The organism is Janthinobacterium sp. EB271-G4-7A (assembly GCF_020858075.1).
Classification (GTDB): Bacteria; Pseudomonadota; Gammaproteobacteria; order Burkholderiales; family Burkholderiaceae_D; genus Janthinobacterium; species Janthinobacterium lividum.
Genome location: NZ_JACYMI010000004.1, coordinates 380,981 through 405,713, shown reverse-complemented (window position 1 = coordinate 405,713; position 24,733 = coordinate 380,981). Strand labels below are relative to the sequence as shown.

Here is a 24,733-nt window from a genome sequence, read left to right as displayed (position 1 = left end):
ATGGAACTGATCGCGCGATTACAACAGCAGTTGCAAGGACTGGAAGAGCGCAGCCTGATCCGCCGCCGCCGTACCGTCGACACGCCGTGCGCGCCGCGCCTGACGGTGGACGGGCGCGCCATGCTGGCCTTTTGCAGCAATGACTACCTGGGCCTGGCGTCGCATCCGCGCATCGTCGCCGCGCTGAAAGAGGGCGCCGACCTGTATGGCGCCGGCAGCGGCGCTTCGCATTTGATCAGCGGCCATAGCCGCGCCCACGCGCAGCTGGAAGAGCGCCTGGCCACATTTGTCGGCGCCAACCTGGAACAGGCGCGCGCGCTGTATTTCTGCACCGGCTACATGGCCAACCTGGCCGTGCTCACGGCCCTGTCGGCGGGCGACCCGGACGCGGAAATCTTCTCGGAAGCGCTGAACCACGCTTCGCTGATCGACGGCACGCGCCTGGCCCGCGTGAAGACACGCGTATATCCGCACGCCGACCTCGATGCCCTGGCGGCCCTGCTGGCAGCCAGCACGGCGAAAACCAAGATCGTCGTCACCGACAGCGTCTTCAGCATGGATGGCGACCTGGCGCCGCTGCCCGCGTTGCTGGCCCTGTGCGAACAACATGGCGCCTGGCTGGTGGTCGACGACGCGCACGGCTTCGGCGCGCTGGGAACCCATGGCCGCGGGGCGCTCGAACACTTCGACCTGCATTCGCCCTACCTCGTGTATGTGGGCACCCTGGGCAAATCGGCCGGCGTGGGCGGCGCCTTTGTTGCCGCGCATGAGGCCGTGATCGACACCCTGATCCAGAAGGCCCGCCCGTACATCTTCACCACGGCGGCAGCGCCGGCGCTCGCGCATGCGCTGCTGGCCAGCCTCGACATCATCGCCGGTGAAGAAGGAAAACAACGCCGGATGCACCTGGCGGCGCTGGTGGCGCAATGGAACGACGGCTTGCAGCTGCAGCGCTGGCAAGCCTTGCCATCCGTGACCGCCATCCAGCCCGTCATCATCGGCGAGAATGCGGACATGCTGGACATCGCCGCCACCCTGTACCAGCAGGGCCTGTGGGTCGGTGCCATCCGCCCGCCCACCGTGCCAGCGGGGACGGCGCGCCTGCGCGTGACCCTGTCGGCCGGCCACACGGCGCAGGAAGTGGCGCAATTGATCAACGCAGTCAACACCCTGGAAAGGAATCGCCATGAGCCTTGATGATCCTATCGTGGCGGAAGTGCTGGCGGACCTGGCGCCGGCCGTGCAGCCGGCTCCGGCCGCCACCGGCCTGCCATCGCGCTTTGCCTGTTTCGTCACCGGCACCGACACGGAAATCGGCAAGACCCTGACGTCGTCGGCCCTGCTGCACGCACTGGTGGCGCGCGGCGTGCGCGCCTGCGGCATGAAGCCGGTCGCCGCCGGCGCCGAAATGCGCGACGGCGAACTGCATAATGAAGACGCCGACAGCCTGATCGCCGCCGGCAACGTCACCATGCTGCGCAGCCTGACGACGCCCTACATGCTGAAGGAGCCGGCCGCGCCGCACATCGCCGCCGCGCTCGAAGGCGTCAGCATCGAATCGGTGCCGATTCTGGCCGCCTACCTGGAAATCGCCGCCGCCTCGGACGCGGTCGTGGTCGAAGGCGTGGGCGGATTCCGCGTGCCGCTGTCTCCCGGCTTTGATTCGGCCGACCTGGCGCAGCAGCTCGATCTACCCGTGATCCTCGTGGTCGGCATGCGCCTGGGCTGCATCAGCCAGGCCTTGCTGACGCTGGAAGCCGTCGAGGCGCGCGGCTTGACGGTCATCGGCTGGGTCGCCAACACCCTGGAAGTGGAAATGCGCTTCCTCGACGAAAATATCGATGCGCTGATCGAGCGCATCCCCGCGCCGCTGCTGGGCAAGGTGCCGCGCCTGGCGCAACCGAGCGCGGAAGCGGCGGCGGCGTATCTCGATTTCAGCGGCTTGCCGAACTGGCCGGCGCAGCAGTCGCAGAACTAGACCAAACAATTAAGCCAAACAACTGAACGTACTCAAAAATAGAAGCGAAGGAATCACCATGTCTTTAGTCCAAGAAGCAGCAAAAACCGTCGAACTGCACCGCCCTGCGGCGCGCATCACCCTGCCCGAAGCGGCCACCTGGCCCATCGATGATGTGCTGGCCCTGTTCGACCTGCCTTTCAATGACCTGATGTTCAAGGCCCAGCAAACGCACCGCATCAACTTCCCCGATGGCGACGTGGAACTGGCGACCCTGTTGTCGATCAAGACGGGCGGCTGCGAGGAAGACTGCGGCTATTGCCCGCAGGCGGCCCGCTACGACACGGGCGTGGAAGCGAAAAAAATCCTCGACATCGACACCGTGCTCGACGCGGCACGCCAGGCAAAAGCCAACGGCGCCACGCGCTTCTGCATGGGCGCCGCATGGCGCGGCCCGAAGGACCGCGACATGGACAAAGTCGAAGAGATGGTCAGCAAAGTGAAAGCGCTGGGCCTGGAAACCTGTGCGACTCTGGGCATGCTGGAAGAGGGACAGGCGGACCGCCTGAAAAACGCGGGCCTCGACTTCTATAACCACAACCTCGACACGGCGCCGGAATTCTACGACAACGTCATCTCGACGCGCGAATACCAGGACCGCCTGGACACCCTGGGCCGCGTGCGCGAAGCGGGCTTGAAAGTATGCTGCGGCGGCATCGTCGGCATGGGCGAAACACGTCTGCAACGCGCGGGCCTGATCGCCCAGCTGGCCAATCTGAATCCATATCCGGAATCGGTGCCCGTGAACCATCTGGTGCAAGTGGAAGGCACGCCATTGTTTGGCCTGGAAGCGCTCGACCCGTTTGAATTCGTGCGCACGATCGCCGTTGCCCGCATCACCATGCCGAAAGCGCGCGTGCGTTTGTCGGCCGGCCGCCGCCAGATGGGCGAAGCCGTGCAAGCCATGTGCTTCCTGGCTGGCGCCAACTCCATCTTCTACGGCGACAAGCTGCTCACCACCGACAACCCGGAAGCGGAAGACGACCGCACCTTGCTGGGCAAACTGGGCCTGCAGACGCGCGGCGCCATGCTGGACTCGGTACAGAAAGAGAAGTGCGGCTGCTGATCCAGCCCTGTCGGGTTACGCCATGCCGGCTAACCCGACCTACGAATACCGCCTCACCATCCGTAGGTCGGCTTAGCGCGCAGCGCGTAAGCCGACAAGCCAACAGACCAGGTCCATCAAGAGACCGCTGCACCTTTGAGAGAATAGAGAGAGACCATGTTCACTAAAATCCTGATCGCCAACCGCGGCGAAATCGCCTGCCGTGTCGCCGCTACCGCGCGCCGCATGGGCATCCAGACCGTCGCCGTCTATTCGGAAGCGGACGCCAACGCCAAGCACGTCGCCGTGTGCGACGAAGCCGTGCTGATCGGCCCCGCGCCGGCCAAGGAAAGCTATCTGTGCGGCGACAAGATCATCGCCGTGGCGCTGGCAACAGGAGCGCAGGCGATTCACCCCGGCTACGGCTTCCTCTCCGAGAACGCCGACTTCGCCGACGCCTGCCACGCGGCAGGCCTGGTCTTCATCGGCCCGCCGGCGTCCGCCATGCGCGCCATGGGCTCGAAGTCGGCCGCCAAGTCGCTGATGGAAAAAGCCAATGTGCCGCTGGTGCCCGGCTACCACGGCGAGGAACAGGATGCGGACTTCCTGCACGGCCAAGCCGACAAGATCGGCTACCCCGTGCTGCTGAAGGCATCGGCCGGCGGCGGCGGCAAGGGCATGCGCGTCATCGACAACAGCGCCGACTTCAAGGCCGCGCTGGCATCGTGCAAGCGCGAAGCGATCAGCTCTTTCGGCGACGACAAGGTGCTGGCCGAAAAATACCTGTCGCGCCCGCGGCATATCGAAATCCAGGTGTTCGCCGATACCCTGGGTAACTGCATCTACCTGTTCGAGCGCGATTGCTCGGTGCAGCGCCGCCATCAAAAGGTGCTGGAAGAAGCGCCGGCGCCCGGCATGCCGGCTGACCGCCGCGCGGCCATGGGCGAGGCGGCCGTCGCCGCCGCCAAGGCTGTCGGCTATGTGGGTGCGGGCACGGTGGAATTCATCGCCAACCAGGATGGTTCGTTCTACTTCATGGAGATGAACACGCGCCTGCAGGTCGAGCATCCGGTGACGGAAATGATCACCGGCACCGACCTGGTGGAATGGCAGTTGCGCGTCGCCTTTGGCGAGCCGCTGCCGAAAAAACAGAGCGAACTGACGATCCACGGCCACGCCATCGAGGCACGCATCTATGCGGAAAATCCGGAAAAGGGCTTTTTGCCATCGATCGGCACCCTGCGCCACATGCAGTCGCCTTCCGCCGTCACGTTCGAACTGGGTGGCACGGTCGTTCCAGCGTCCGTGCGCATCGATTCCGGCGTGCGCGAAGGCGACGCGATTTCGCCGTTCTACGACCCGATGATCGCCAAGCTGATCGTCTGGGGCGCGGACCGCCGCGAAGCGCTGGCACGCATGGCGCAGGCGCTGGCCGATTACCAGATCGTCGGCCTGGCCAGCAATATCGCCTTCCTGAAACGCCTGGTCGAAGGCCAGGCGTTTGCCAGCGCCGACCTCGATACGGGCCTCATCGAACGCAATCAAGCATCGCTGTTCCCCGCCCTGCAGGCGGCGCCCGACACGGCCCTGGCGCTGGCGTCCGTCGCCCTGCTGCTGGAAGAAAAAGCGGCCGCCGAAGCACAGTCGGCCAACCGCGCCGACCCGTGGGGCAATGCCCTGGGCTGGCGCCTGAACAGCACCCTGGGACGCAGCCTGGCATTTGCCGACGAATTCGTGCTGGCCAGCGACAGCAAGACCTATGCCGCGCGCATCGCCTACAAGACGGATGGCTGGCTGTTCAACGGCCAGCCCCTGACCTTGACGGCGCACAAAGGCAACGAGCTGCACATCAAGCTCGGCGAGCGTGCCGTGCATGGCACCGTGCTGCGCGACGGGGAACAGTTCCACGTATTCAGCGGCGGCTTGCACTACACACTGCACTACAGCGATCCGATGGCGCATGCGGGCGAAGTGGAAGCGGAAGGCGGGCGCCTGACGGCGCCGATGCCGGGCAAGGTCGTCGCCGTGCTGGTCAACAAAGGACAGGACGTCAAGAAGGGCGAGCCTTTGGTCATCATGGAAGCGATGAAGATGGAACACACGATCGCCGCGCCGCACGACGGCCTGGTGGAAGACGTGCTGTATGCCGTTGGCGACCAGGTGGCCGATGGCGCGCCGCTGCTGGCCTTCAAGGCTGCCGCGTAAGAGAACGCCATGCGCATCCTTTTACAACGTTCGGACGGCAAGGAAGCGGCGTGGATCAGCGACTTCCGCGACTTGCTGCCCGAGGCCGACATTATCTTCTGGCGCGAAGGCGAAACAGTGGCGCCGTGCGACTACGCCGTCGTGTGGCAGCCGCCCGCCGCCATGCTGCCCGAGCTGGCCCACGTGAAAGCCATCTTCAACACGGGTGCCGGCGTCGACGCGCTGTTGAAGTTTGGCGAGGCGCTGCCCGCCCACGTGCCGCTGGTGCGCCTGGATGACGCGGGCATGGGCGTGCAGATGGCCGAATATGTGAGCCACGCCGTGCTGCGCCACTTCCGCCGTTTCGACGATTACGAGGCGCAGGGCCGCGCCGGTATCTGGCAACCGCTGCCCGCGTTCGACAAGGCGGATTTCCCCGTCGGCGTGCTGGGCATGGGCGTGCTGGGCACGCGCGTGCTGCAAGCGCTGGCGCAGTTCGAATTCCCCTTGCGCGGATGGAGCCGCAGCCGCAAGCACGTCGATGGCGTGCAGTGCTATGCGGGCGAAGAGGGACTCGAAGCATTCTTGCGCGGCACGCGCGTGCTGGTGTGCATGCTGCCGCTCACGCCGGACACGCACAATCTGCTCGACCGCGCGCGCCTGTCGATGCTGCTGCCGGGCGCCTATGTCATCAACGTGGCGCGCGGCGCGCATATCGCCGAACCGGATCTGCTGACCCTGATCCGCTCCGGGCACATCGCCGGAGCGACGCTGGACGTGTTCCGCAACGAACCGCTGCCGCAGCAGCACCCGTTCTGGCAAGAACCACGCATCACCATCACGCCGCATATTTCAGCGGCCACCCTGCGCCGCGAAAGCGTGGCGCAGATTGCCGCCAAGATGCGCCGCCTGCAAGCCGGAGACTCTGTCGCCGGCATCGTCAACCGTTTGCAAGGATATTGAAATGCATGCTCAAGCTAGTTTGCCGAAACAGGTCAAGATCGTCGAAGTAGGTCCGCGCGACGGCCTGCAAAACGAGAAGGACACCATCAGCGCCGCCGTCAAGATCGAACTGGTCGACCGCCTAACTCTGGCCGGCTTCGCCAATATCGAGGCGGCATCGTTCGTCTCGCCGAAATGGGTGCCGCAGATGGCCACCAGCGCGGAAGTGATGGAAAAGATCGCGCGCCGCGCCGGCACGATCTATTCCGCGCTGACGCCGAACATGCAGGGTTTTGAGGCGGCGCTGGCGGCGAAGGCCGATGAAGTGGTGATCTTCGGCTCCGCCTCCGAGGCGTTCTCGCAAAAGAATATCAACTGCTCGATCGCCGAATCGATCGCCCGCTTCGAAGGCGTGGCGAAGGCGGCCAAGGAACACGGCCTGCGCCTGCGCGGCAGCATCAGCTGCGCCTTCGGCTGCCCCTACCAGGGGGAAGTGCCGCTGGACGCCGTGGCCGACGTGGTGGGGCGCATGCGCGACCTCGGCTGCGACGAGATCGACATCGCCGACACCATCGGCGTGGCCACGCCGCGCAAAACGCAGGCGGTGATGCAGCGCGCCATCGCAGCCTTCCACGTGGGCGGCCTGTCCGGCCACTTCCACGACACCTATGGACAGGCGCTGGCGAATATCTACGCCAGCCTGGAAACGGGCATCGCGATCTATCACTCGTCCGTGTCCGGCCTGGGCGGCTGCCCCTACGCCAAGGGCGCCACCGGCAACGTGGCCACCGAAGACGTGCTGTACATGATGCAGGGGCTGGGGATAGACACCGGCATCGACCTGGACCTGGTGGTCGACGCGGGGCAGTTCATTTCGCAGCAGCTGGGGCGCAAGGGTTCCAGCCGGGCGGGCAATGCCATCGCGGCGAAACGCCTCGCTGCGTAGGTCGGATGAGCGTGGCAACGCCACGCTCATCCGACGTCACCGAGGTCATGGCCAACACTGTTGTCGAGCTACGCCAACTTATTCCGTCTTGCCTGAACCGTACAGACGAAAAAAAACCCAAGAGCCGAAACTCTTGGGTTTTTTCTACAAATTTGGTCGGAGTACAAGGATTCGAACCTTGGACCCCCTGGTCCCAAACCAGGTGCGCTACCGGGCTGCGCCACACTCCGAAGACCAAGATAATACAGGCCGTATCGACTTCGGTCAAGGGTCAGGTGAAACTCTATGTAAATTATTTACGGGCGGCACTGGAACCCATGTATTTTTCAAAACGATTGAAGTATGCGACACTGGCTTGGCAAGTTTTCCCGATCAGACATGAAGGCGACGACGGCAATGGAGTTCAGGATAGAAAGAAGCGACGGCGGCCGGCCCATGCCGAACCGCCGCGGCATCGTGCTGGGCATAGCCGTGTCCTTGCTGCTGCATGGCGCCTTGCTCTATCTGTGGCGCCATGTGCAGCCGCCTGTCCAGCAGGACACGGCACCGCGCGTGGAGTCAATCGCCGTGTGGATACGTCCGCTGGCCGCCAAGGCACCTCCGCCGCCTGTCGAAGTCGTCAAGCCGAAACGCGAACCCAAGCCCATCAGCAAACCGAAACTCGCCACTGCCCGGGAAACGCCGGCGGCGGCCACGGCGCCGGCGGCCAGCCCGCAAGCCATCACTGTCGTGCCGGCATCACCGGCCACGCCGGCGGCCAGTACCGATACCTTCAGGCAAGAAACCCCGGAAACGCCGAAATTCGATATGGAAGCGGCCAGAAGAACGGCGCGCAAGATGGCCGGCGAGCGCGATCCATCCAAGGTGGGCACGGCCGTGGGGCAAATCCCCGACAAGCCGCTGCAAACGGAAACCCAGCTGGCGCGCGACATCGCGCAAGGCAAGCGCGGCGATTGCCGCACCGCCTATTCAGGCGCAGGCTTGCTGGCGCCCGTGCTGATGTTGCTCGACAAGAAGGATAGCGGCTGCAAATGGTAACAATTTAACAATACACCCATTTTGGGTGGGCCGTCATCCGCTTATTCCTGCCCCTTCAACTGCAACGCCCGTTCATACAGAGCGTTTTTCTTGCGGCCCGTGATTTGCGCCGTCAAATTCGCCGCCTGCTTGACGCTGCATTCGGCCAATAAAATGTTCAGGATGCGTTCCGCTTCCACGTCTTCCGCGTCCTGCGCTTCCGTGGCGCCTTCCAGCAGGACGACGAACTCTCCCTTTTCGCGGTGCGCATCGGCGCGTATCCACGCCTCCGCTTCCGACAGGGGGCAGCGGTGGATTTCCTCGAACAGTTTCGTCAGTTCGCGCGCGAACACCACTTGGCGCGTCGGCTCGAACGCTTCCACCAGGGCCGTGGCGCAATCGAGGATGCGGTGCGGCGCCTCGTAAAACACCATCGTTGCCGTCATGCCACGCAGGCTGTGCAGCATGTTTTCGCGCTGCTTGGCCTTGGCCGGCAGGAAGCCGACAAAGTAAAACTGGTCATTCAACAAGCCGCTGGCGGAAATGGCGGTAATCGCCGCCGAAGGGCCGGGCAGGGGCAGCACGCGCAGGCCGGCCGCGCGCACGGCGTCGACGATGCGCGCGCCGGGGTCGGAAACGGCCGGCGTGCCCGCGTCGGAAACGAGGGCGATGCGCTCGCCGGCGTGCAGGCGGGCAATCAGGGTCTGCGCCACTTCGCGCTCGTTATGTTGATGCGCCGCAATTAACGGCTTGTTCAGGCCAAAGCGCGTCAGCAGGTGCGCCGTGTTGCGCGTATCTTCACAGGCGACGGCATCGGCAAGGCTCAGCAGATGCAGCGCGCGCAGGCTGATATCGGTCACATTGCCGATCGGCGTGGCCACTATATACAATGTTGCGATAGGATAGACCTGGTGCGCCGCCTCTGTCATGATGGGCAGGCTGGCGATGGAACTGATTTCTTGTACGGTCATTTTGGAGGTTAAATGCTTGCTAATAGTGTGAAGTTACTGCTTGTTTGTGCCGCGACCGGCATGCTGAGCGCTTGCAGCACGCCTTGCGACGCGCCCGGGCAATTGTGCGCGCCTATTGAATCTAACACAAGGGCGCTGCCGCCACCGAAGCCGCTGCCACCGCCCGTGCCGCCCAAGCCGCCCGCACCCGAACCGGTGACGTTTGCCGTGGCCGTGCCCGATATCACCGCGTACGACGGCAATGGCGCCCCGCTGGCGCCCATCAATACCAAGCCGGCGACCGGCACGCCGCAAGACATGCCGGCCGCCACGGCACCGGCACCGTCCGACGGCAAGGCCCACCACATCGGCCTGCTGCTGCCGCTGCGCTCGGCTTCGCTGGGTCCGGCCGCCGAACTGCTGCGCGCCGGTTTCATGGCCGCATACGAGCGCGACCGCAGCGGCTTTGAAGTGACGGTGATCGACACGGGCGACGGCAGCAGCGACGTCCTGAACAAGTTTGCGCAAGCACAGGAGGAACAGGACATCGTCGTGGGGCCGTTGTCGCGCTCGGCCGTCACGGCCGTGGCGAACAGCGACCTGGTGCGCAAACCGACGATCGCCCTGAACCACCCGGACAACCGCGGCGAGGCGCGCCTGCCGGCCAAGCTGCTGGTGATGGGCCTGTCGATCGAGGCGGAAGCGCGCCAGGTCGCCGCCTGGGCCGCCAGCGAACAGCCTGGTGCCAGCGCGCTGGTCCTGTCGGCCGGATCGCCGTCGCAGCGCCGCATCAGCGCCGCCTTCAAGCAGGAATGGCTGCGCCAGGGCGGCAAGATCGAGACGATGGACTTGACGGCCACGAATGGCTACCTGAGCGATGCCGAACTGGTGCAACTGCGCGCGCGCCTGGCCGCCACGCCGCCGGGACTGCTGTTTGCCGCGCTCGACGCCGACCAGGCGCGCCAGCTGCGCGTGGCCATCGGCGGCGACTTGCCCCTGTATGGCACCTCATCCTTGAATCCCGGCGCCGGGCGCGGCGCCAGCGGCCCCGAGCTCGACGGCGCGCGCCTGCTGGACTTGCCGTGGCAAGTGCAGCGCGACCATCCACAAGTGATGGTCTATCCACAGCCGCCGCAACCGGCCGACACCCGCCTGACGGCCGACATGGAGCGCCTGTACGCGCTGGGCATCGATGCCTTCCGCGTGGCGCGCGAAGTGGCGCTGCGCCCGAACGCGCCATTTACCCTCGATGGCGTGACGGGCCGCCTGGCCGTGCGCTTCGAGGGTGATCAAAGCGTGTTCGAACGCACGGAACAGGCCGCCACCTACCAGCAGGGCGTGCTGGGCACCTGGCCGCCGGCCGCGCCTGTCGCCGTGCCGCCGGCCCAATAAGGACACGCCATGCCTCCCCTGCCGTTCCAGAATAAACAGGCACGGGGACGGCAAGGGGAAGACGATGCGCTCGCGTATCTGCTGCTGCAAGGCTTGGTGCTGCTACAACGTAACTATCTGTGCAAGGGCGGCGAGCTGGATCTGATCATGCGCGATGGCCCCTCCATCGTTTTCGTCGAAGTGCGGCTACGCAGCAGTGCAGCCTTCGGCGGCGCCCTGGCCAGCATTACGCCGGCCAAGCAGCGGCGCATGGTGGTGGCTGCGCAAACCTGGCTGCTGGAGCAAAAGGCGCTGCCGCCGTGCCGCTTCGACGCGCTGGCCATCGATGGCGGGCGCATCAGCTGGCTGAAGAACATCCTCGATATGTAAGCATTTTTAACAGTGCTTGTCCGCCATGCCGCGCGCCTGCACTATAATCGGCAGACTATGAATAATCAACGCATCCTCTCGCACTTCCACGAAAGTGCCGAACTCAAGATCCAGGCCGCTACCGTACTGGCGCAACCCATTGCGCAGGCGATCGACCTGATGTTTTATGCATTGTCCAACGGCAACAAGATCCTCGCCTGCGGCAACGGCGGTTCCGCCGCCGACTGCCAGCATTTCGCAGCCGAGCTGGTCGGACGCTTCGAACGCGAGCGCTTTCCGCTGCCGGCCCTGGCGCTGACGACGGATACGTCGATCCTGACGGCCGTGGCGAACGACTACAGCTACCGCGAGATTTTCTCGAAGCAGGTGCAGGCCTTCGGCCAGGCCGGCGACATCCTGCTGGCCATCTCCACGTCGGGCAATTCCGCCAACGTGATGGCCGCCGTGGAAGCGGCGCTCGAGCGCGAAATGCGCGTCGTGGCGCTGACGGGCAAGGACGGCGGCGCCATCGGCAAGATGCTGACGGACGCCGACGTGCATATCTGCGTGCCGGCCGAGCGCACGGCGCGCATCCAGGAAGTCCATCTGACCACCATACATTGCATCTGCGACGGCATCGATGTCGCCCTATTCGGAGGAGACGTGAATGACTAAATTCGGTACTGGCCCAGGCTGGAAACGCGTACAACGCCCGCTGGCCACCGCACTGCTGTGCGGCGCCATGCTCACCTCGCTGACCGGCTGCATCGAACTGATGGTCGGCGGCGCGGTGATGGGCGGCGTTGCCGCAGCGGACCGCCGCACCCTGGGCGCGCAGACCGAAGACAAGTCGATCGCCCTCAAAGGCGAGTCGCGCATCCCCTCCATCGTCGGCGACGTGGGCCACGTGAATGTCACCAGCTTCAACCGCCGTGTCCTGCTGACGGGCGAAGTGCGCGATGAAGCGATGAAAAATGCCGTCGAGCGCGAAGTGCGCAATATCGAGGGCGTGGAATCGGTGGCCAATGAATTGATCATCGCCGGTCCGGCCAGCTACACCTCGCGCTCGAACGACGCGCTGATCACCACCAAGGTCAAGGCCAGCCTGGTCGACATGAAAACCATTTCGGCGGCCTCGTTCAAGGTCGTCACCGAGAACGCCACCGTCTTCCTGATGGGCAGAGTCACCCAGCGCGAAGGCACGGTCGCGGCCGACGTGGCGCGCGGCGTGGGCGGCGTGCAGAAAGTGGTCAAGCTGTTCGATTACATTTCGGAAGCGGAACTGAAGCAATTGCAACCCGATCCGGCGCCAGCACGCACGACGAGCAGCGCCAGCGACACGGTCCAGCAATAAGCGGCATCCCCCATCCGGCCTACGGCGCCAGACTGATGATGCGTCTATAATGGACGCATCGTAGCGCTACTCTATTGAAAACCATGTCAACTTCGCCATCCGCAAGCAAGTCCTGGATCAAACCAGCCCTGATCGCCGTCTTCGTGGCGGGCGTGGCGGCGGCAGCCTACCTGTCGCTGAATGACAAGCAAAGCGCGCCGGACGTGACCTTCCACGGCATCCATGGCGAGAAAATCACCTCGGCCAGCCTGCGCGGCAAGGTGGTGATGGTCAATTTCTGGGCTACCTCGTGCACCACCTGCGTGGCGGAAATGCCGGACATGGTCGATACCTACAACAAGTACAAGGGGCAGGGACTGGAATTCGTGGCCGTGGCCATGAAATACGATCCGGCCAACTACGTGCTGAACTTCGCCGAAACGCGCCAGCTGCCGTTCAAGGTGGCGCTCGACGTGACGGGCGAGGCGGCCAAGGCCTACGGCGACGTGGCCCTGACGCCCACCACCTTCGTACTCGACAAGCAGGGCAAGATCCTCAAGCGCTACGTGGGCAAGCCGGAATTCGCGGAACTGCACAAGCTGCTGGAAACCGCCATCGCCGGTTGATCCAACGCAAAAATACCCGCTCTACACCGCACAAAACTCTGTTGCCAAGTGTTGCCAAACTGTTATAACCTTCCCAAGTGTGATTTCCACTCACCTTGTGAAGGCCAGCCGTGTCCCCAGCCGCTCAATCGCTCGACCCGCAGCAACTGAAAACCTGGCTGCTTGCCGCCGGCAACAAGGACGCCACCGCGTTCCGCCAGCTCTATCACTCCACCTCATCGAAACTGTTTGGCTTTGCGCTGCGTATATTGCATAAGCAAGAGCTCGCTGAAGAAGCCTTGCAAGAGGGGTTCGTCGCCATCTGGAACAATGCCGCCACTTACCAGAGCCATCTGGCGGCGCCGATGACCTGGATGGCCACCATCGTGCGCAACAAGGCGTTCGATGTGCTGCGGCGCAGCGACGATACCGTGGAAATCGATGCCGAACAATTTGATAGCGAAGTCATGAATGCACTCCGGGATCCCCAGGCCACGCCGATCGAGTCGCTGCAACTGAGCGGTGACGCCAAGGCGCTGGCGTTTTGCATGTCCGCCCTGGAAGGGCTGCACCGGCAGGTGGTCGCCTTGGCCTTCTATCATGACCTGTCGCACAGCGAAGTGGCGCAGCAGATGTCGCTGCCGATCGGCACCGTGAAGACCTGGATACGCCGCAGCCTGGAACGGCTGCGCACGTGCCTGGCGAAACGGGAGGCATCATGAATATCCGCGGCAATGACGTGCTGCGCCAGAAACTGGCGTCCGAATACGTGCTGGGCACCCTGAAAGGGGGCGCGCGGCGGCGTTTCGAAGGCTGGCTGCACAACGACGCCGACTTGCGCAATATCACGGCCGAATGGCGCCAGCGCCTGGAACCGATGGCGGAATTTGCCACGCCCGTGGCGCCGCCCAAACGCGTGTGGCAGCAGATCGAGCAGCGCCTGCACCTGGCGCCGCAAGGCGGCTGGTCGTTGTGGCGCGATTCGCTGTCGTTCTGGCGTTCGCTGGGCATGGCGTCGAGCGCCATCGCCGCGCTGCTGGTGATCGTCGTGGCCACGCGCGTGATGGACGCGCCGCAGATCAGCTATGTCGCCAGCCTGACGGACGAGAAAGCGCAAACGGCCCTGCTGCTGACGGCCGACAGCCGCCACGGCGCCCTCGAGGTGCGCATGGTGGGCAACGCACCCGTGCCTGCTGATCGCGACCTGGAACTGTGGGCCGTGCCGAAGAGCGGCAACCCGCGCTCCTTGGGTTTATTGGCCGACAAGGGCAGCGTGAAACTGGCCCTGTCCCAGCGCGCCCTCGGCAACGACGTGGCCCTGCTGGCCGTTACCCTGGAGCCGAAAGGCGGTTCGCCGGATCCGAACGGACCGACGGGACCAATCTTGTACAAGGGTAACTGGGTGAAAATATAGTCTTACTTAGGATACAGAATCATCTGCGTGCAGCGGAACAGGGCAATCGTCTTGCCCGTTTCCTTGCTTTTCACCACGGCATCCCACACCTGCGTGTTGCGGCCCTTGTGCTCGACTTTCGCCGTGCAGGTGAGCGTGCCTTCGCGGGCCGTGCCCAGGTGGTTCGATTTCAGTTCGATGGTCGTGAAATTGCTCGCGCCTTCGGGCAGGTTGACGATGCAGCCATAGCCGGAAGCCGTGTCGGCCAGGGTCACCACGCTGCCCGCGTGCAGATAGCCATTCGGCGCCAGCAGATGCGGCAGCACGGGCAATTCCGCCGTCAGCTGGCCATCGCCCACTTCCGTGATGACGATGCCCAGGTGGCCGGGCAGGCGGCCGGTGCCGCGTTCATTCAACGTTGCTACGGTAATCTCGGGATTGCTCATGCTGGTCCTTGTGCGGGTGAATCCGGGATCCGCCGGAAAATACTATGATGATAGCAACTTTCCCCGCATCGGTTTGGCGGCCGCTTATTTCCGGCCGCGCCGCCGTTTCCACCACACCAAACTGCCCGTCAGCATGAACAACAGCGGCATCAGGCCAAAGACGGTAATAAAGGCGCGCCCGGCCGCGCCGAACGCCTGGCCTGAATGCAGGGGGAATTGCCAGCCCAGAAAAACGTCTCCGGCCGGCGCCCGCAAGGGATCGCGTATGCGCAGGGGCAAGCCGCTGCGCGCATCCAGGGTGATGCGCGTGGCGCCGTCGCCGTGGGCGATCTCGTCAGACTGGCGCACGCGCACGTCATACGGCTGATCCTTTTTCGCCGGCAGCACGATGCGCGACACGCGCGCCTGCGGATACAGCTTCTGCGCGGCCGCCATGGCCTGGCCCGCATCGAGCACGGCGCCGTCTTGCTGCACATTCTTCAGTTTGGCCGTGTCCGGCACCGTCGACACGAGTGCCACCAGCGGCACGATCAATTGCGGCAAATTGAAATAGATGCCGGAAAAGGCGAGCATGGCCAGCACGGGCGCGGCAAAGAAACCGGCTGCCTTGTGGAACGTATAGTTGAAGCGGGGCCAGGAGCCGCCATGCGACACCGTCAAGGCACGCTTGATCGCCAGCCACTGCAGGCGCGGCCACCACAGATAGATGCCGCTCAAGGCCATCAGCAGCAGCATCACGCCCGAGATGCCCGTAATGGTCTTGCCCGCGTCGCCCGACAGCAGATAGCGGTGCAGATGAAACATGCCCGACATCAGCAACGGGCGCGTGAGGCCGAAACGCCCCCAGTCGCGCTCGCCTTTGACTTGCAAGGTGTAGGGATCGACCATCACCTGACGCACGATGGCCTGGCTGAACGGCGATGGCGTGCCCGCCTGGCGGTATGAGGCCACGTACACGTCGCGTGCATCGGCCGGTGGATTGAGCTGGCTCGGCTTGCCGTAGGCGGGGTCGGCCGTGAGCCCGTCCACCACGGCTTGCAGCGTGCGCGGCGTGACCTGGAACACCTGGCCAGGCGCGGGCGTACTCGCCTGCAACAATGTGGGATTGAGCCAGGCATCGAGTTCCGGCATCCAGGCGATAGCCGACCCCGTCAAGCCCAGCAGGACGAACAGGGCGCCAAACCACAGTCCCGCATACAGGTGCAGTTTGGCAAACAACCACTTGATCGAACGTTGCGACATGGAAACTTTGGAAAATTTGGGCTGCGAAACGATAGCATGAAAGGCCCGGAGTGAAAATCATTATCAGCTGGCATTCTGTCCTGCCCCCGCAGCGCAAATGAATTGCCACAAGCGCTGACAGCGGGGCGATTTTCTTGCTACTATGCGCCCATGTCTTCCCGCCAGCCCACCCGCACGCCTTACGGCGAGCCTGCCCATCACCGTGCCGCCGCCCTCGCGCGCACGCCGTGGCGGCTGTGCGTGGCCCTGTTCAGCGCGCTGGCCCTCGTGTTCCTGCTGTCGACGGCCGCCTCGCACCTGCACAAGACGACGCTCGACGCGGAAGAGTGCGCGCTGTGCGCCACCGTCATCGACAAGGTGGCCGACATCGCCGTGCCGCCGGCCATCGCCGAGCCGCCCGCCCAATTGCTGCCGTACCGCCTGCTGGCCCTGGCTCCCGCCACCCTGGCACCCATCGCCGCCCTCATCCTGCCGCCCGTGCGCGGCCCGCCTGCCGCCTCACTGTAGTTCCCACGCTGTTTTTCCCTTTTCAGGCTGCCCCTTGCCGCGCTGTCATGCGCGCCGGGCCGCCTGGCGTTGACTATTTTTGAGGTTTACCATGCAACACACTCCCCGTCTGAGCGCGCTGTCGCTCGCCCTTGCCAGCCTGTTCAGCTTTTCCGCCCATGCCGCCGAGCCGGCCGAAGCCAATACCGATACTGCACCGCAAGACATGCAAAAGGTCGAAGTCACGTCCGCTCACCTGAAAAGCGCCCGCATCGAGCTGTCGCCGAAAGTCGGCACCACCATCTACAGCATCGACAGCCACATGGTCGACATGCTGGGCCAGGGCGACAACACGCCATTCAATGAAGTGCTGCTGCGCCTGCCGGGCGTATCGCAGGATTCCAAGGGTTCCGGCGCCCTGCACGTGCGCGACGACCATGCCAACGTGCAATACCGCATCAATGGCGTGCAGTTGCCGGAAAGCATCAGCGGCTTCGGCCAGTCGATCGATACGCGCCTGATCGACAAGACGGATTTCATGACGGGCGCCTTGCCGGCCCAGTTCGGCCTGCGCACGGCGGGCATTGTCGATATTGAAACGAAAGAGGGCGGACTGACGCCAGGCGGGCGCATCGGCATCATGGTCGGCAGCCACGACCATGTGGAGCCGAGTGCCGAATTTTTTGGCAGCGTGGGCAAGTTCAACTACTACCTGTCCGGCAGCTATCTGGGCAATTCCCTGGGCGTGGAAAACCCGCAGGATACGCGCAGCGCCCTGCACGACAAGACGCGCCAGAACAAATCGTTCGGCAGCCTGTCGTATTTCCTCGACGACAATACGCGCCTGGGCGCCATGTTCGGCACCTACAACGGCCGCTTCCAGATACCGAACAATCCGGATCAGGCGCCCGCCTTCTCGCTGGCTGGCCACAGCGATGCGCAGGCGGGCACGTCCAGTATCCCGTCGTCGCAGCTGAATGAAAACCAGCGCGAAGTGAACCGCTTCCTCGTGCTGTCGCTGCAAAAGAGCCTGGGCGACCTCAATTACCAGGTTTCCGCCTTCCACCAGTATTCGGAACTGCACTTCACGCCGGATGCCATCGGCGACTTGATCTACAACGGCGTGGCATCGGACTCGCGCCGCGCGAACAGCGCCTCGGGTGCCCAGTTCGACATCAGCTACAAATTGCACCAGGACCACACCGTGCGCGCGGGCCTGGCCTACACGCGCCAGAAGACGACCAGCGACAACACGGTGGCCGTCTTCCCCGCGATGGACGGGGCGCAAACCTCCACCACGCCGATCAGCATTCTGGACAACAGCGGCAAGACGGGCACGCTGGCCAGTTTCTACCTGCAGGATGAATGGCATATCAGTAAACCCCTGACCCTGAACTATGGCGCCCGCTTCGACAAGGTCTCGGCCTATACCAGCGAGCAGCAATGGAGCCCGCGCGTCAACCTGGCGTATCAACTGGCGCCGGGCACGGCCCTGCACGCCGGCTATTCGCGCTATTTCACGCCGCCGCCGCAGGAACTGGCGGCGCAAGGCAGCATCGACCTGTATGCGAACACGACGAATGCGCCGGAAATCGGCCAGTCCGACAACGTCAAGGCCGAGCGCACGCACTACTACGACGTCGGCATCAGCCACCAGGTGAATGCGAAACTGACCGTGACGGCCGATGTGTACTATAAAAAGATCAACAATCTGCTGGACGAAGGCCAGTTCGGCCAGGCGCTGATCCTGACGCCATTCAACTATGCGGACGGCTACGCCAAGGGCCTGGAATTGTCGGCCATTTACAGCGAGAAAAACTGGGGCCTGTTCCTCAACGCCAGCACGCAAAAGGCGCAGGGCCGCAACATCAATTCGGGCCAGGCCCTGTTTGGCGCCGATGAGTTGAACTACATCAGCAAACACTATGTCTACCTCGATCATGACCAGAAATACACGCTGTCGGGCGGCGGCCATTATCACTTTGGCGATTCGCAAGTGAGCGCTGACTTCCTTTACGGCAGCGGCCTGCGCATGACCCCGGACGGTGGCGCACCGAATTCCGGCCATCTGCCCGGTTATTTCACCGTCAACACGGCGCTTACGCACACGTGGAAAAATACGCCGGTCGGCAAGGTCGAGGGACGTCTGGCCTTGATCAACCTGTTCGACAAGTCCTACCTGCTGCGCGACGGTTCCGGCGTGGGCGTAGGCGCACCGCAATACGGCGCCCGCCGCAGTTTCTATGCCGGCTTGTCGACAAGCTTCTAAGAGTTACGCGCGAAGACAGCGGCAGGGAGCAACGCCTGCCGCTGTCGGTTGCCGTACGGTTCCAGGAATTATGCCCAGGCGATGGCCGCCTGGCCATGCGCTTGCAGGTAAGCATTCGCCAGGCTGAATGGCTTGCTGCCAAAGAAACCTTTACTTGCCGACAAGGGAGACGGATGGGGCGCCGCCAGCACCAGGTGCTTGCCGGGGTCGATCAGGCTGCGCTTGGCTTGCGCGTAGCCGCCCCACAGGATGAAAACCAGGTGCTCGCGCTCGGCGGACAGGTGGCGGATCGCGCTGTCCGTCAATTTCTCCCACCCCTTGGCCGCGTGCGAACCGGCCGTGCCCGCGCGCACCGTCAGCACACTGTTGAGCAAAAATACCCCTTGCTCGGCCCAGTCTGACAAATCCGTACGCGTGCGCACCACGCCTAGGTCGCTATGTAATTCCTTGAAGATATTCTGCAGGCTCGGCTGCGACGGCTTGCCTTCGGGAATGGAAAAACACAGGCCCATGGCCGCACCGGGCGTGTGATACGGGTCTTGTCCCAGGATCACCACCTTGACTTGCTCGAACGGCGTCAGGTCGAACGCCCGGAAGATGGTTTTCCCCGGCGGACAACACGGCCCTGCCGCATACTCTTCCTTCACGAAGGCGGCCAGGCGTTCCCAGTAAGGCTGGGCAAACTCGCCTTCCAGCCGCGCCTTCCACGATGCGTCGATGCGTACGTCCATGCCTCACCTCATCACTTATCCGTCAATCATGCTTTTTCAGCATGCCAGTATAGGACGCCCGGCCGGATGAGGCACATACGATTCGAACAGGCAAAAAAAAGCCGCCCAGCTCTGCAGCGGGCGGCTTTGATGTGGCGCAAAGGGCTTAGAAATTCAGCGCCGATTCCACGCCGGCGCTGTGCGCCTGTTCATCCGCGTGGTACGAGCTGCGCACCATGGCGCCCACGGCAGCGTGGGTGAAGCCCATCTTGTACGCTTCTTCCTCGAACATTTTAAAGACGTCCGGGTGCACGTAGCGGCGCACGGGCAAGTGGCTGTTCGATGGCGCCAGGTATTGGCCGATGGTCAGCATGTCGATGTCGTGCTCGCGCATGTCGCGCATGACTTGCAGGATTTCCTCGTCCGTCTCACCCAGGCCAACCATGATGCCGGACTTGGTTTTCACGTCCGGGTACATGGCCTTGAAGTCTTTCAGCAGCTTCAGCGAGTGCATGTAGTCGGAGCCGGGACGGGCTTCCTTGTACAGGCGCGGCGCCGTTTCCAGGTTGTGGTTCATGACGTCAGGCAAGCCATCCTTGAACAGGTTCAGGGCTTTTTCCAGGCGGCCGCGGAAGTCGGGCACCAGCACTTCGATGCGGGTGTTCGGCGACAGGGCGCGCGTTTGCTGGATGCACTCGACGAAATGGCCGGCGCCGCCGTCGCGCAAGTCATCGCGGTCGACGGAGGTGATGACGACGTAGTTCAAACGCAGCTTGGCGATGGTTTTCGACAGGTTGGCCGGCTCTTCCTTGTCCAGCGGGTCCGGGCGGCCATGGCCGACGTCGCAGAACGGGCAGCGGCGCGTGCACTTGTCGCCCATGATCATGAAGGTGGCCGTGCCCTTGCCGAAACATTCGCCGATGTTCGGGCAGCTGGCTTCCTCGCACACGGTGACGAGTTTGTTTTCGCGCAGGATGTCCTTGATTTCATAGAAGCGCGTCGATGCCGAGGCGGCCTTGACGCGGATCCAGTCCGGCTTTTTCAAGCGCTCGACTTGCTCGATCGGAATGATCTTGATCGGGATGCGCGAAGTCTTGCTGGCGCCTTTTTGCTTTTCGCTCGGGTTGTACGCGGGAGCGGCAGTAGCGGCGGGGGCGGTGCTGGAAATGGTCTCAGAAGTCATGGCTGCAAGCCCTTGAGGGGCAAAGTTTGGTTTGTTTGCTCAGGCATCCGCTGCCTGAGGCGCGCCTGCGGCGCTGTTTGCTTCGCTTACATCGAGTAATACGGTCAATTCATGGGCCAGGGCCCGCTGCACCTCGGCCAGCGGCACTACGACGCCCATGCTGCGCATGTCCACCGTCTTCAGGCCGGAATAGCCGCACGGGTTAATCCAGGAAAACGGCGCCAGGTCCATCGCCACGTTGAGCGATACGCCATGGTAGGTGCAGCCGTTGCCGCGCACTTTCAACCCCAGCGCGGCGATCTTTGCACCCTTGTCTGGTCCGCCGGCAAGATAGATGCCAGGCGCGCCATCGATGCGCTCGCCAGCGAGATTATACGCCGCCAGCACGTTGATGATGGCTTGCTCGATTTTATGCACGAACTGGCGCGCATACAGCTTGCCGCCCGGCTTGTTGCGGCGCAAGTCCATCAGCAAATAAATCACCACCTGGCCGGGGCCGTGGAAGGTGACTTCGCCGCCCCGGTCCGTCTGCACCACGGGAATCGCGTCAGCTCCCGCCAGCAAATGGCCGCGGTCGGCAGCCAGGCCCAGCGTGAACACGGGCGGATGCTCGACGATCCACAGTTCGTCGCGCGTCTCCGTCGTGCGCGCGTCGGTAAACGCGCGCATGGCGGCAAAGGTCGGCTCGTAATCGACGCGGCCCAGCTCGCGGATCAGCGCCGTTTCGGTGCGGGTGGTGGTCATGACGGATTCTGTAATCAGCTGCCGGCGCCCTGCGGACGCTGCGGCGAAGCCGTGATTATAAGCCAGGCAGCCGTTTCATTCCGGGACGGACTCTGGCAACAGCAGCAATCTGCCCAATTTTTGTGCAGCATGGCGTATCTGGGCCGCATTCAGGGCCGTGTAGCCGAGCAGCACGGCCGGCGCCAGCTTGGCGCTATGGCAAAAATCGCCGAGCGGCTGCAGCGCCAGCCCCTCTTGCGCCGCGCGCGCGCAAAATGCCCGCTCGTCGCTGCCTGGCGGCAGCCACAGCACGCAATGAAAGCCCGCCTGCTGGCCGGAAATGGCGTAGCGGCCGGGGGCGGTCTGCTCGAGGCAGGCCAGCAGCAGGTCGCGCCGCTCCTTGTAGGCCAGCCGCGCCTGGCGCAAATGGCGCACGAAAGCGCCGTCTTCCATCCAGGCGGACAGCGCCAGTTGCTCCGTCACGCCCACGGACCTGCCCGTCAACTGCAGGGTGCGCAGCAACTGCGGGCGCAAGGCGGGCGGCAACACCATGAAGCCCACGCGCAGGCCGGCAAACAGGGTCTTGTTGAAACTGCCACAGTAAATCACGCGCTGGTACTGGTCCAGCGCCTTCAGGGCTGCCAGCGGCGCGCTCTGGTAATTGAATTCGCTGTCGTAATCGTCTTCCACCACCCAGGCGCCGTTGTCGTTCGCCCATTCCAGCAAGGCCAGGCGGCGCGTGACGGACATGGTCACGCCCAGCGGTGACTGGTGCGCCGGCGTCACATACGCGAGGCTGGCGTCCGCATGCGCGGCCAGGGCGGCGCAATCGATGCCTTCGGCGTCGACGGCAATGTCCACCGGCACGGCACCGGCCAGGGCGAACAGGGCGCGCGCGGCCGGGTAGCCGGGCTCTTCCAGGCAAACCTTGTCGCCATCGCGCACGATGCTGCGCGCCAGCAAGTCGATCGCGTGGCGGATGCCGGTGGTGACAACGATGTCCTGCGGGTCGCAGCGGATGCCGCGGTACTTGGCGAGAAAATCGGCGATCTGCTGGCGCAGCTGAGGCAGGCCGGCCGGATCGGCGCTGCACAGCTGTTCCGGCGTGGCGGCGGCCAGGGCCCGCGTGGCGCACTTGGACCAGGCGGCCATGGGAAACAGGCTGGCGTCGGCGCGCCGCGCCACGAAGGGCAAGCCGTCGCGCACACCCGTATCGGACACCGGTATCGGCGCGGAAAATGTCCCGGCCGGGGTGGCATCCGCAAATCCTGCCATCAAGAAGCGTTCCGGCACGACGGCGCACACGCGCGTGCCGGAACCGGGCACGCGCGTCACGTACGCCTCAGCATGCAGGCGGTCGAACACGGTTTCAATGGTGCCGCGCGACAACTCCCACCGTTCCGCCAGGGTGCGGCTGGACGGCAAACGGCTGCCCGCCGGCAGCATCTTCGTCAGGATAGCCGAGCGCAGCGCTTCATACGCGCCATCCTGCTTATTGACGCCCACCTTGTCGAGCCAGCTGGTGGGACGAGGCAAGTCCAGGGCGTGTGGTGATTTTCCTCGCGGCATGATAATCGTCCAAGTGGTCCAATGAGTTTTCTGATGACTGGCACTTCGCATTACACCACAAACATTCTACTCTCACCGTTCCGGTGCGCCAGCGGGGCGCACGCTTGCATGGATCGTGTAAAACAATGCAGAAACAAATCGCTGTATGGGCCTGGGGCGGCATCGTGCTGCTGCTGGTCTGCCTGTCGCGCATCAGCATCGACATCTATCTGCCTTCGCTGCCGGCCATGGCCGATGCCCTGCATGCCAGCGATGCCCAGTTGCAACTGACCCTGAGCCTGTTCATGGCCGGCTCGGCCGCTTCGATGCTCGCTTGCGGGCCGCTGGCCGACCGTTACGGGCGCCGCCCCGTGCTGCTGGCCGGCACGGGCATTTTTGTGCTCGCCAGCATCGTCTGCACCGTGACGTCCGACGTGCACGTGCTGATCGCCGCGCGCGTGCTGCAGGCGTTCGGCGGCTGCAGCGGCACCATCATCGGCCGGGTGATGGTGCGCGACCGCTTCGATCCCGCCACGCAGGCGCGCATGCTGGGGCAAATCTCGATGGTGATGGGCTTGTCGCCGATCCTGGCGCCGCTGGCCGGCAGCGTGCTCGATGCGGCATTCGGCTGGCGCGCCGTGTTTGGCGTGCTGTGCCTGCTGGGCGCGCTGTCGCTGTGGCTGATCGCCGCGTATGTGCCGGAAACCAGGCCGGCCAGCGTCGTGCCACAGGGCAATACCCTGGCGCTGTACCGGCGCCTGCTGGGCGATGCGTATTTCCTGCGCTATGCGCTGGCCATCGGCTGCGTGTACTGCACGTATTTTCCGTTCATCGCGGAATCGTCCGTGCTGTTGCAAAGGGGCATGCACCTGTCGCCCGGCGCGTATGCGCTGGTGTTCGGCCTGACGGTGAGCGGCTATATCGCGGGGTCGAGCCTGTTCCGCGCGCTGGGACCGCGCCTGGGCGCCGATTACATGCTGGGTGTGGCGGTGCTGATCAATGTGGCGGGCGCGGCCAGCCTGTTGCTGGCGGGTAGTCTGGCGCCGCAGCACGTGGCGTCGCTGGTGGTGCCCATGCTGCTGGTGATGGTGTCGGTGGGCATGGCCATCCCGGCCTGCCAGCTGGCCGTGCTGCAGCCGTATGGCGATCAGGCGGGCAGCGCCTCGGGCCTGTTCTTCTTCGTGCAGATGCTCATCACGGCCGCCTGCGGCGCCGTCATCGCCGCCATCACGGACGGCAGCGAAAAGCCGCTGCTGTGGGTAACGGCGGCGGCCAGCGCGGCCTTTGCCCTCGTGTGGCGGCTGACGAAACGCCAGCCCGCCAGGGCAACAGCATGTCTTACATGACGATCTTGACCATCGGGTGGCCCGACAGCGCCATGTACAGGGCGTCGAGCTGCTCGCGGCTGACGGCGCGCACGGTGACGGTCAGGCCCGTGTAATTGCCCTTGCCCGATGGGCGCTCTTCCATGCGGCCGGCGTGGAAGGTCGGATCGTGGCTGATGACCAGTTCCAGCATGGTCGGCGCGAAGTCGACATGCGTCGGGCCCATGATCTTGATGGGAAAGTCGCTCGGGTATTCGATCAGCGATTCGCTGGGAGGAATCGTCACTTCGGTGGGTGGGGTGGTTTGCATGGGAAATCCAATCAGTGCCGGTCAGAACAGACGGCGCAGCGCATAGCGCGCGGCGGCTGCATAAAAACGTATTGTAGCCAACTTTGAGGGCGGCTGCGCCCGTTGCGATGACACACACGGCACGGCAAAAAAAAAGCCAGCTGGGTAAGCTGGCGAAAAACTATTTCGTTTGGACAAAATAGCCGGAAAATCGGTGCTGTCACTTGGAGGATAAGCAGTGGTCGTACTGTAGACAAACCACGGCGGCTTTACCTCCGGTATGTGACGAACTGCGCATTTTGCGGCTTGAACGTCGATACGGCGCGACAGACGGCACGGC

25 protein-coding genes and 1 tRNA gene are annotated in these 24,733 nt (G+C 64.0%); 17 read left to right on the top strand and 9 right to left on the bottom strand.

Features of this window, described 5'->3' with window-relative positions; all coding sequences use genetic code 11:
* The 6 genes from bioF to IGS58_RS24730 all read left to right on the top strand — a co-directional run bounded on the left by bioF (position 1) and on the right by IGS58_RS24730 (position 7,134).
* The gene (gene bioF / locus IGS58_RS24765; RefSeq protein ID WP_230522944.1) at positions 1-1,197 is read left to right on the top strand and encodes an 8-amino-7-oxononanoate synthase; all 1,197 of its coding nucleotides are present in this window, start codon (positions 1-3) and stop codon (positions 1,195-1,197) included.
* Positions 1,187-1,978, top strand: coding sequence for a dethiobiotin synthase (bioD, locus tag IGS58_RS24760; protein ID WP_034782791.1), 792 nt, complete (start codon positions 1,187-1,189; stop codon positions 1,976-1,978). The genes bioF and bioD overlap by 11 nt, the downstream gene beginning before the upstream one ends.
* A gap of 58 nt (positions 1,979-2,036) precedes the next feature.
* Complete coding sequence (bioB, locus tag IGS58_RS24755; protein ID WP_034782789.1) at positions 2,037-3,083, top strand: biotin synthase BioB; 1,047 nt, start codon at positions 2,037-2,039, stop codon at positions 3,081-3,083.
* A gap of 156 nt (positions 3,084-3,239) precedes the next feature.
* Positions 3,240-5,267: an acetyl/propionyl/methylcrotonyl-CoA carboxylase subunit alpha gene (locus tag IGS58_RS29215; RefSeq protein WP_329958020.1), complete on the top strand. Its 2,028-nt coding sequence runs from the start codon at positions 3,240-3,242 to the stop codon at positions 5,265-5,267.
* Between the two features lie 9 nt (positions 5,268-5,276).
* Positions 5,277-6,209 (top strand): 2-hydroxyacid dehydrogenase, encoded by a 933-nt coding sequence (locus tag IGS58_RS24735; protein ID WP_092609832.1) that lies wholly within the window; start codon positions 5,277-5,279, stop codon positions 6,207-6,209.
* A gap of 1 nt (position 6,210) precedes the next feature.
* Positions 6,211-7,134, top strand: a complete 924-nt coding sequence (locus tag IGS58_RS24730) for a hydroxymethylglutaryl-CoA lyase (protein ID WP_230522943.1) — start codon at positions 6,211-6,213, stop codon at positions 7,132-7,134.
* A gap of 153 nt (positions 7,135-7,287) precedes the next feature.
* Here the strand turns inward: IGS58_RS24730 and IGS58_RS24725 are convergent.
* Positions 7,288-7,364 (bottom strand) — tRNA-Pro (locus IGS58_RS24725).
* Positions 7,365-7,569: 205 nt separating this feature from the next.
* On the opposite strand from IGS58_RS24725, the gene IGS58_RS24720 reads away from it, so the two are divergent.
* Entirely contained in the window at positions 7,570-8,172 is a 603-nt protein-coding gene (locus tag IGS58_RS24720; RefSeq protein WP_070257903.1) for a hypothetical protein, read from the top strand.
* 41 nt (positions 8,173-8,213) lie between these two features.
* On the opposite strand, the gene rsmI is transcribed toward IGS58_RS24720, so the two are convergent.
* Positions 8,214-9,122: a 16S rRNA (cytidine(1402)-2'-O)-methyltransferase gene (rsmI, locus tag IGS58_RS24715; protein ID WP_230522942.1), complete on the bottom strand. Its 909-nt coding sequence runs from the start codon at positions 9,120-9,122 to the stop codon at positions 8,214-8,216.
* A gap of 165 nt (positions 9,123-9,287) precedes the next feature.
* Between rsmI and IGS58_RS24710 the strand changes: the two genes are divergently transcribed.
* The 7 genes from IGS58_RS24710 to IGS58_RS24680 all read left to right on the top strand — a co-directional run bounded on the left by IGS58_RS24710 (position 9,288) and on the right by IGS58_RS24680 (position 14,193).
* Complete coding sequence (locus IGS58_RS24710) at positions 9,288-10,493, top strand: penicillin-binding protein activator (protein WP_081345741.1); 1,206 nt, start codon at positions 9,288-9,290, stop codon at positions 10,491-10,493.
* Positions 10,494-10,502: 9 nt separating this feature from the next.
* On the top strand, positions 10,503-10,862 hold the full coding sequence (locus IGS58_RS24705; RefSeq protein ID WP_230522941.1) for a YraN family protein: 360 nt from the start codon (positions 10,503-10,505) through the stop codon (positions 10,860-10,862).
* A 57-nt stretch (positions 10,863-10,919) separates the two neighbouring features.
* On the top strand, positions 10,920-11,516 hold the full coding sequence (locus tag IGS58_RS24700; protein ID WP_034752465.1) for a phosphoheptose isomerase: 597 nt from the start codon (positions 10,920-10,922) through the stop codon (positions 11,514-11,516).
* Positions 11,509-12,195 (top strand): BON domain-containing protein, encoded by a 687-nt coding sequence (locus IGS58_RS24695; RefSeq protein ID WP_070257900.1) that lies wholly within the window; start codon positions 11,509-11,511, stop codon positions 12,193-12,195. Before IGS58_RS24700 ends, IGS58_RS24695 begins: the two co-directional genes overlap by 8 nt.
* An 83-nt stretch (positions 12,196-12,278) precedes the next feature.
* Positions 12,279-12,800: a peroxiredoxin family protein gene (locus IGS58_RS24690; protein ID WP_034782768.1), complete on the top strand. Its 522-nt coding sequence runs from the start codon at positions 12,279-12,281 to the stop codon at positions 12,798-12,800.
* A 110-nt stretch (positions 12,801-12,910) separates the two neighbouring features.
* Positions 12,911-13,501 carry a sigma-70 family RNA polymerase sigma factor gene (locus IGS58_RS24685; protein ID WP_034782766.1) on the top strand — a complete coding sequence of 197 codons (591 nt, stop codon included), beginning with the start codon at positions 12,911-12,913 and terminating at the stop codon, positions 13,499-13,501.
* Complete coding sequence (locus IGS58_RS24680) at positions 13,498-14,193, top strand: anti-sigma factor (RefSeq protein ID WP_230522940.1); 696 nt, start codon at positions 13,498-13,500, stop codon at positions 14,191-14,193. Before IGS58_RS24685 ends, IGS58_RS24680 begins: the two co-directional genes overlap by 4 nt.
* A 2-nt stretch (positions 14,194-14,195) precedes the next feature.
* Here the strand turns inward: IGS58_RS24680 and IGS58_RS24675 are convergent, their stop codons facing one another.
* Together IGS58_RS24675 and IGS58_RS24670 are read right to left on the bottom strand one after the other, a co-directional pair.
* On the bottom strand, positions 14,196-14,618 hold the full coding sequence (locus tag IGS58_RS24675) for a PaaI family thioesterase (RefSeq protein WP_230522939.1): 423 nt from the start codon (positions 14,616-14,618) through the stop codon (positions 14,196-14,198).
* 84 nt (positions 14,619-14,702) lie between these two features.
* Positions 14,703-15,860 (bottom strand): PepSY-associated TM helix domain-containing protein, encoded by a 1,158-nt coding sequence (locus IGS58_RS24670; protein ID WP_230522938.1) that lies wholly within the window; start codon positions 15,858-15,860, stop codon positions 14,703-14,705.
* Between the two features lie 150 nt (positions 15,861-16,010).
* On the opposite strand from IGS58_RS24670, the gene IGS58_RS24665 reads away from it, so the two are divergent.
* Together IGS58_RS24665 and IGS58_RS24660 are read left to right on the top strand one after the other, a co-directional pair.
* Entirely contained in the window at positions 16,011-16,367 is a 357-nt protein-coding gene (locus tag IGS58_RS24665) for a hypothetical protein (RefSeq protein WP_230522937.1), read from the top strand.
* Positions 16,368-16,458: 91 nt separating this feature from the next.
* Positions 16,459-18,615 (top strand): TonB-dependent receptor, encoded by a 2,157-nt coding sequence (locus tag IGS58_RS24660; protein ID WP_230522936.1) that lies wholly within the window; start codon positions 16,459-16,461, stop codon positions 18,613-18,615.
* Positions 18,616-18,683: 68 nt separating this feature from the next.
* Here the strand turns inward: IGS58_RS24660 and IGS58_RS24655 are convergent, their stop codons facing one another.
* The 4 genes from IGS58_RS24655 to pdxR all read right to left on the bottom strand — a co-directional run bounded on the left by IGS58_RS24655 (position 18,684) and on the right by pdxR (position 22,800).
* Complete coding sequence (locus IGS58_RS24655) at positions 18,684-19,346, bottom strand: uracil-DNA glycosylase (protein ID WP_230522935.1); 663 nt, start codon at positions 19,344-19,346, stop codon at positions 18,684-18,686.
* Between the two features lie 145 nt (positions 19,347-19,491).
* Positions 19,492-20,508, bottom strand: coding sequence for a lipoyl synthase (gene lipA / locus IGS58_RS24650; RefSeq protein WP_034782748.1), 1,017 nt, complete (start codon positions 20,506-20,508; stop codon positions 19,492-19,494).
* Between the two features lie 39 nt (positions 20,509-20,547).
* Entirely contained in the window at positions 20,548-21,252 is a 705-nt protein-coding gene (lipB, locus tag IGS58_RS24645) for a lipoyl(octanoyl) transferase LipB (protein ID WP_070257891.1), read from the bottom strand.
* Positions 21,253-21,327: 75 nt separating this feature from the next.
* Positions 21,328-22,800, bottom strand: coding sequence for a MocR-like pyridoxine biosynthesis transcription factor PdxR (gene pdxR / locus IGS58_RS24640; protein ID WP_230522934.1), 1,473 nt, complete (start codon positions 22,798-22,800; stop codon positions 21,328-21,330).
* 125 nt (positions 22,801-22,925) lie between these two features.
* Between pdxR and IGS58_RS24635 the strand changes: the two genes are divergently transcribed.
* Positions 22,926-24,125: a multidrug effflux MFS transporter gene (locus IGS58_RS24635; RefSeq protein WP_230522933.1), complete on the top strand. Its 1,200-nt coding sequence runs from the start codon at positions 22,926-22,928 to the stop codon at positions 24,123-24,125.
* Here the strand turns inward: IGS58_RS24635 and IGS58_RS24630 are convergent.
* Positions 24,118-24,414, bottom strand: coding sequence for a DUF493 family protein (locus IGS58_RS24630; RefSeq protein ID WP_034782741.1), 297 nt, complete (start codon positions 24,412-24,414; stop codon positions 24,118-24,120). The two genes, IGS58_RS24635 and IGS58_RS24630, sit on opposite strands and share 8 nt — an antisense overlap.
* Between the last annotated feature and the right edge of the window lie 319 nt (positions 24,415-24,733).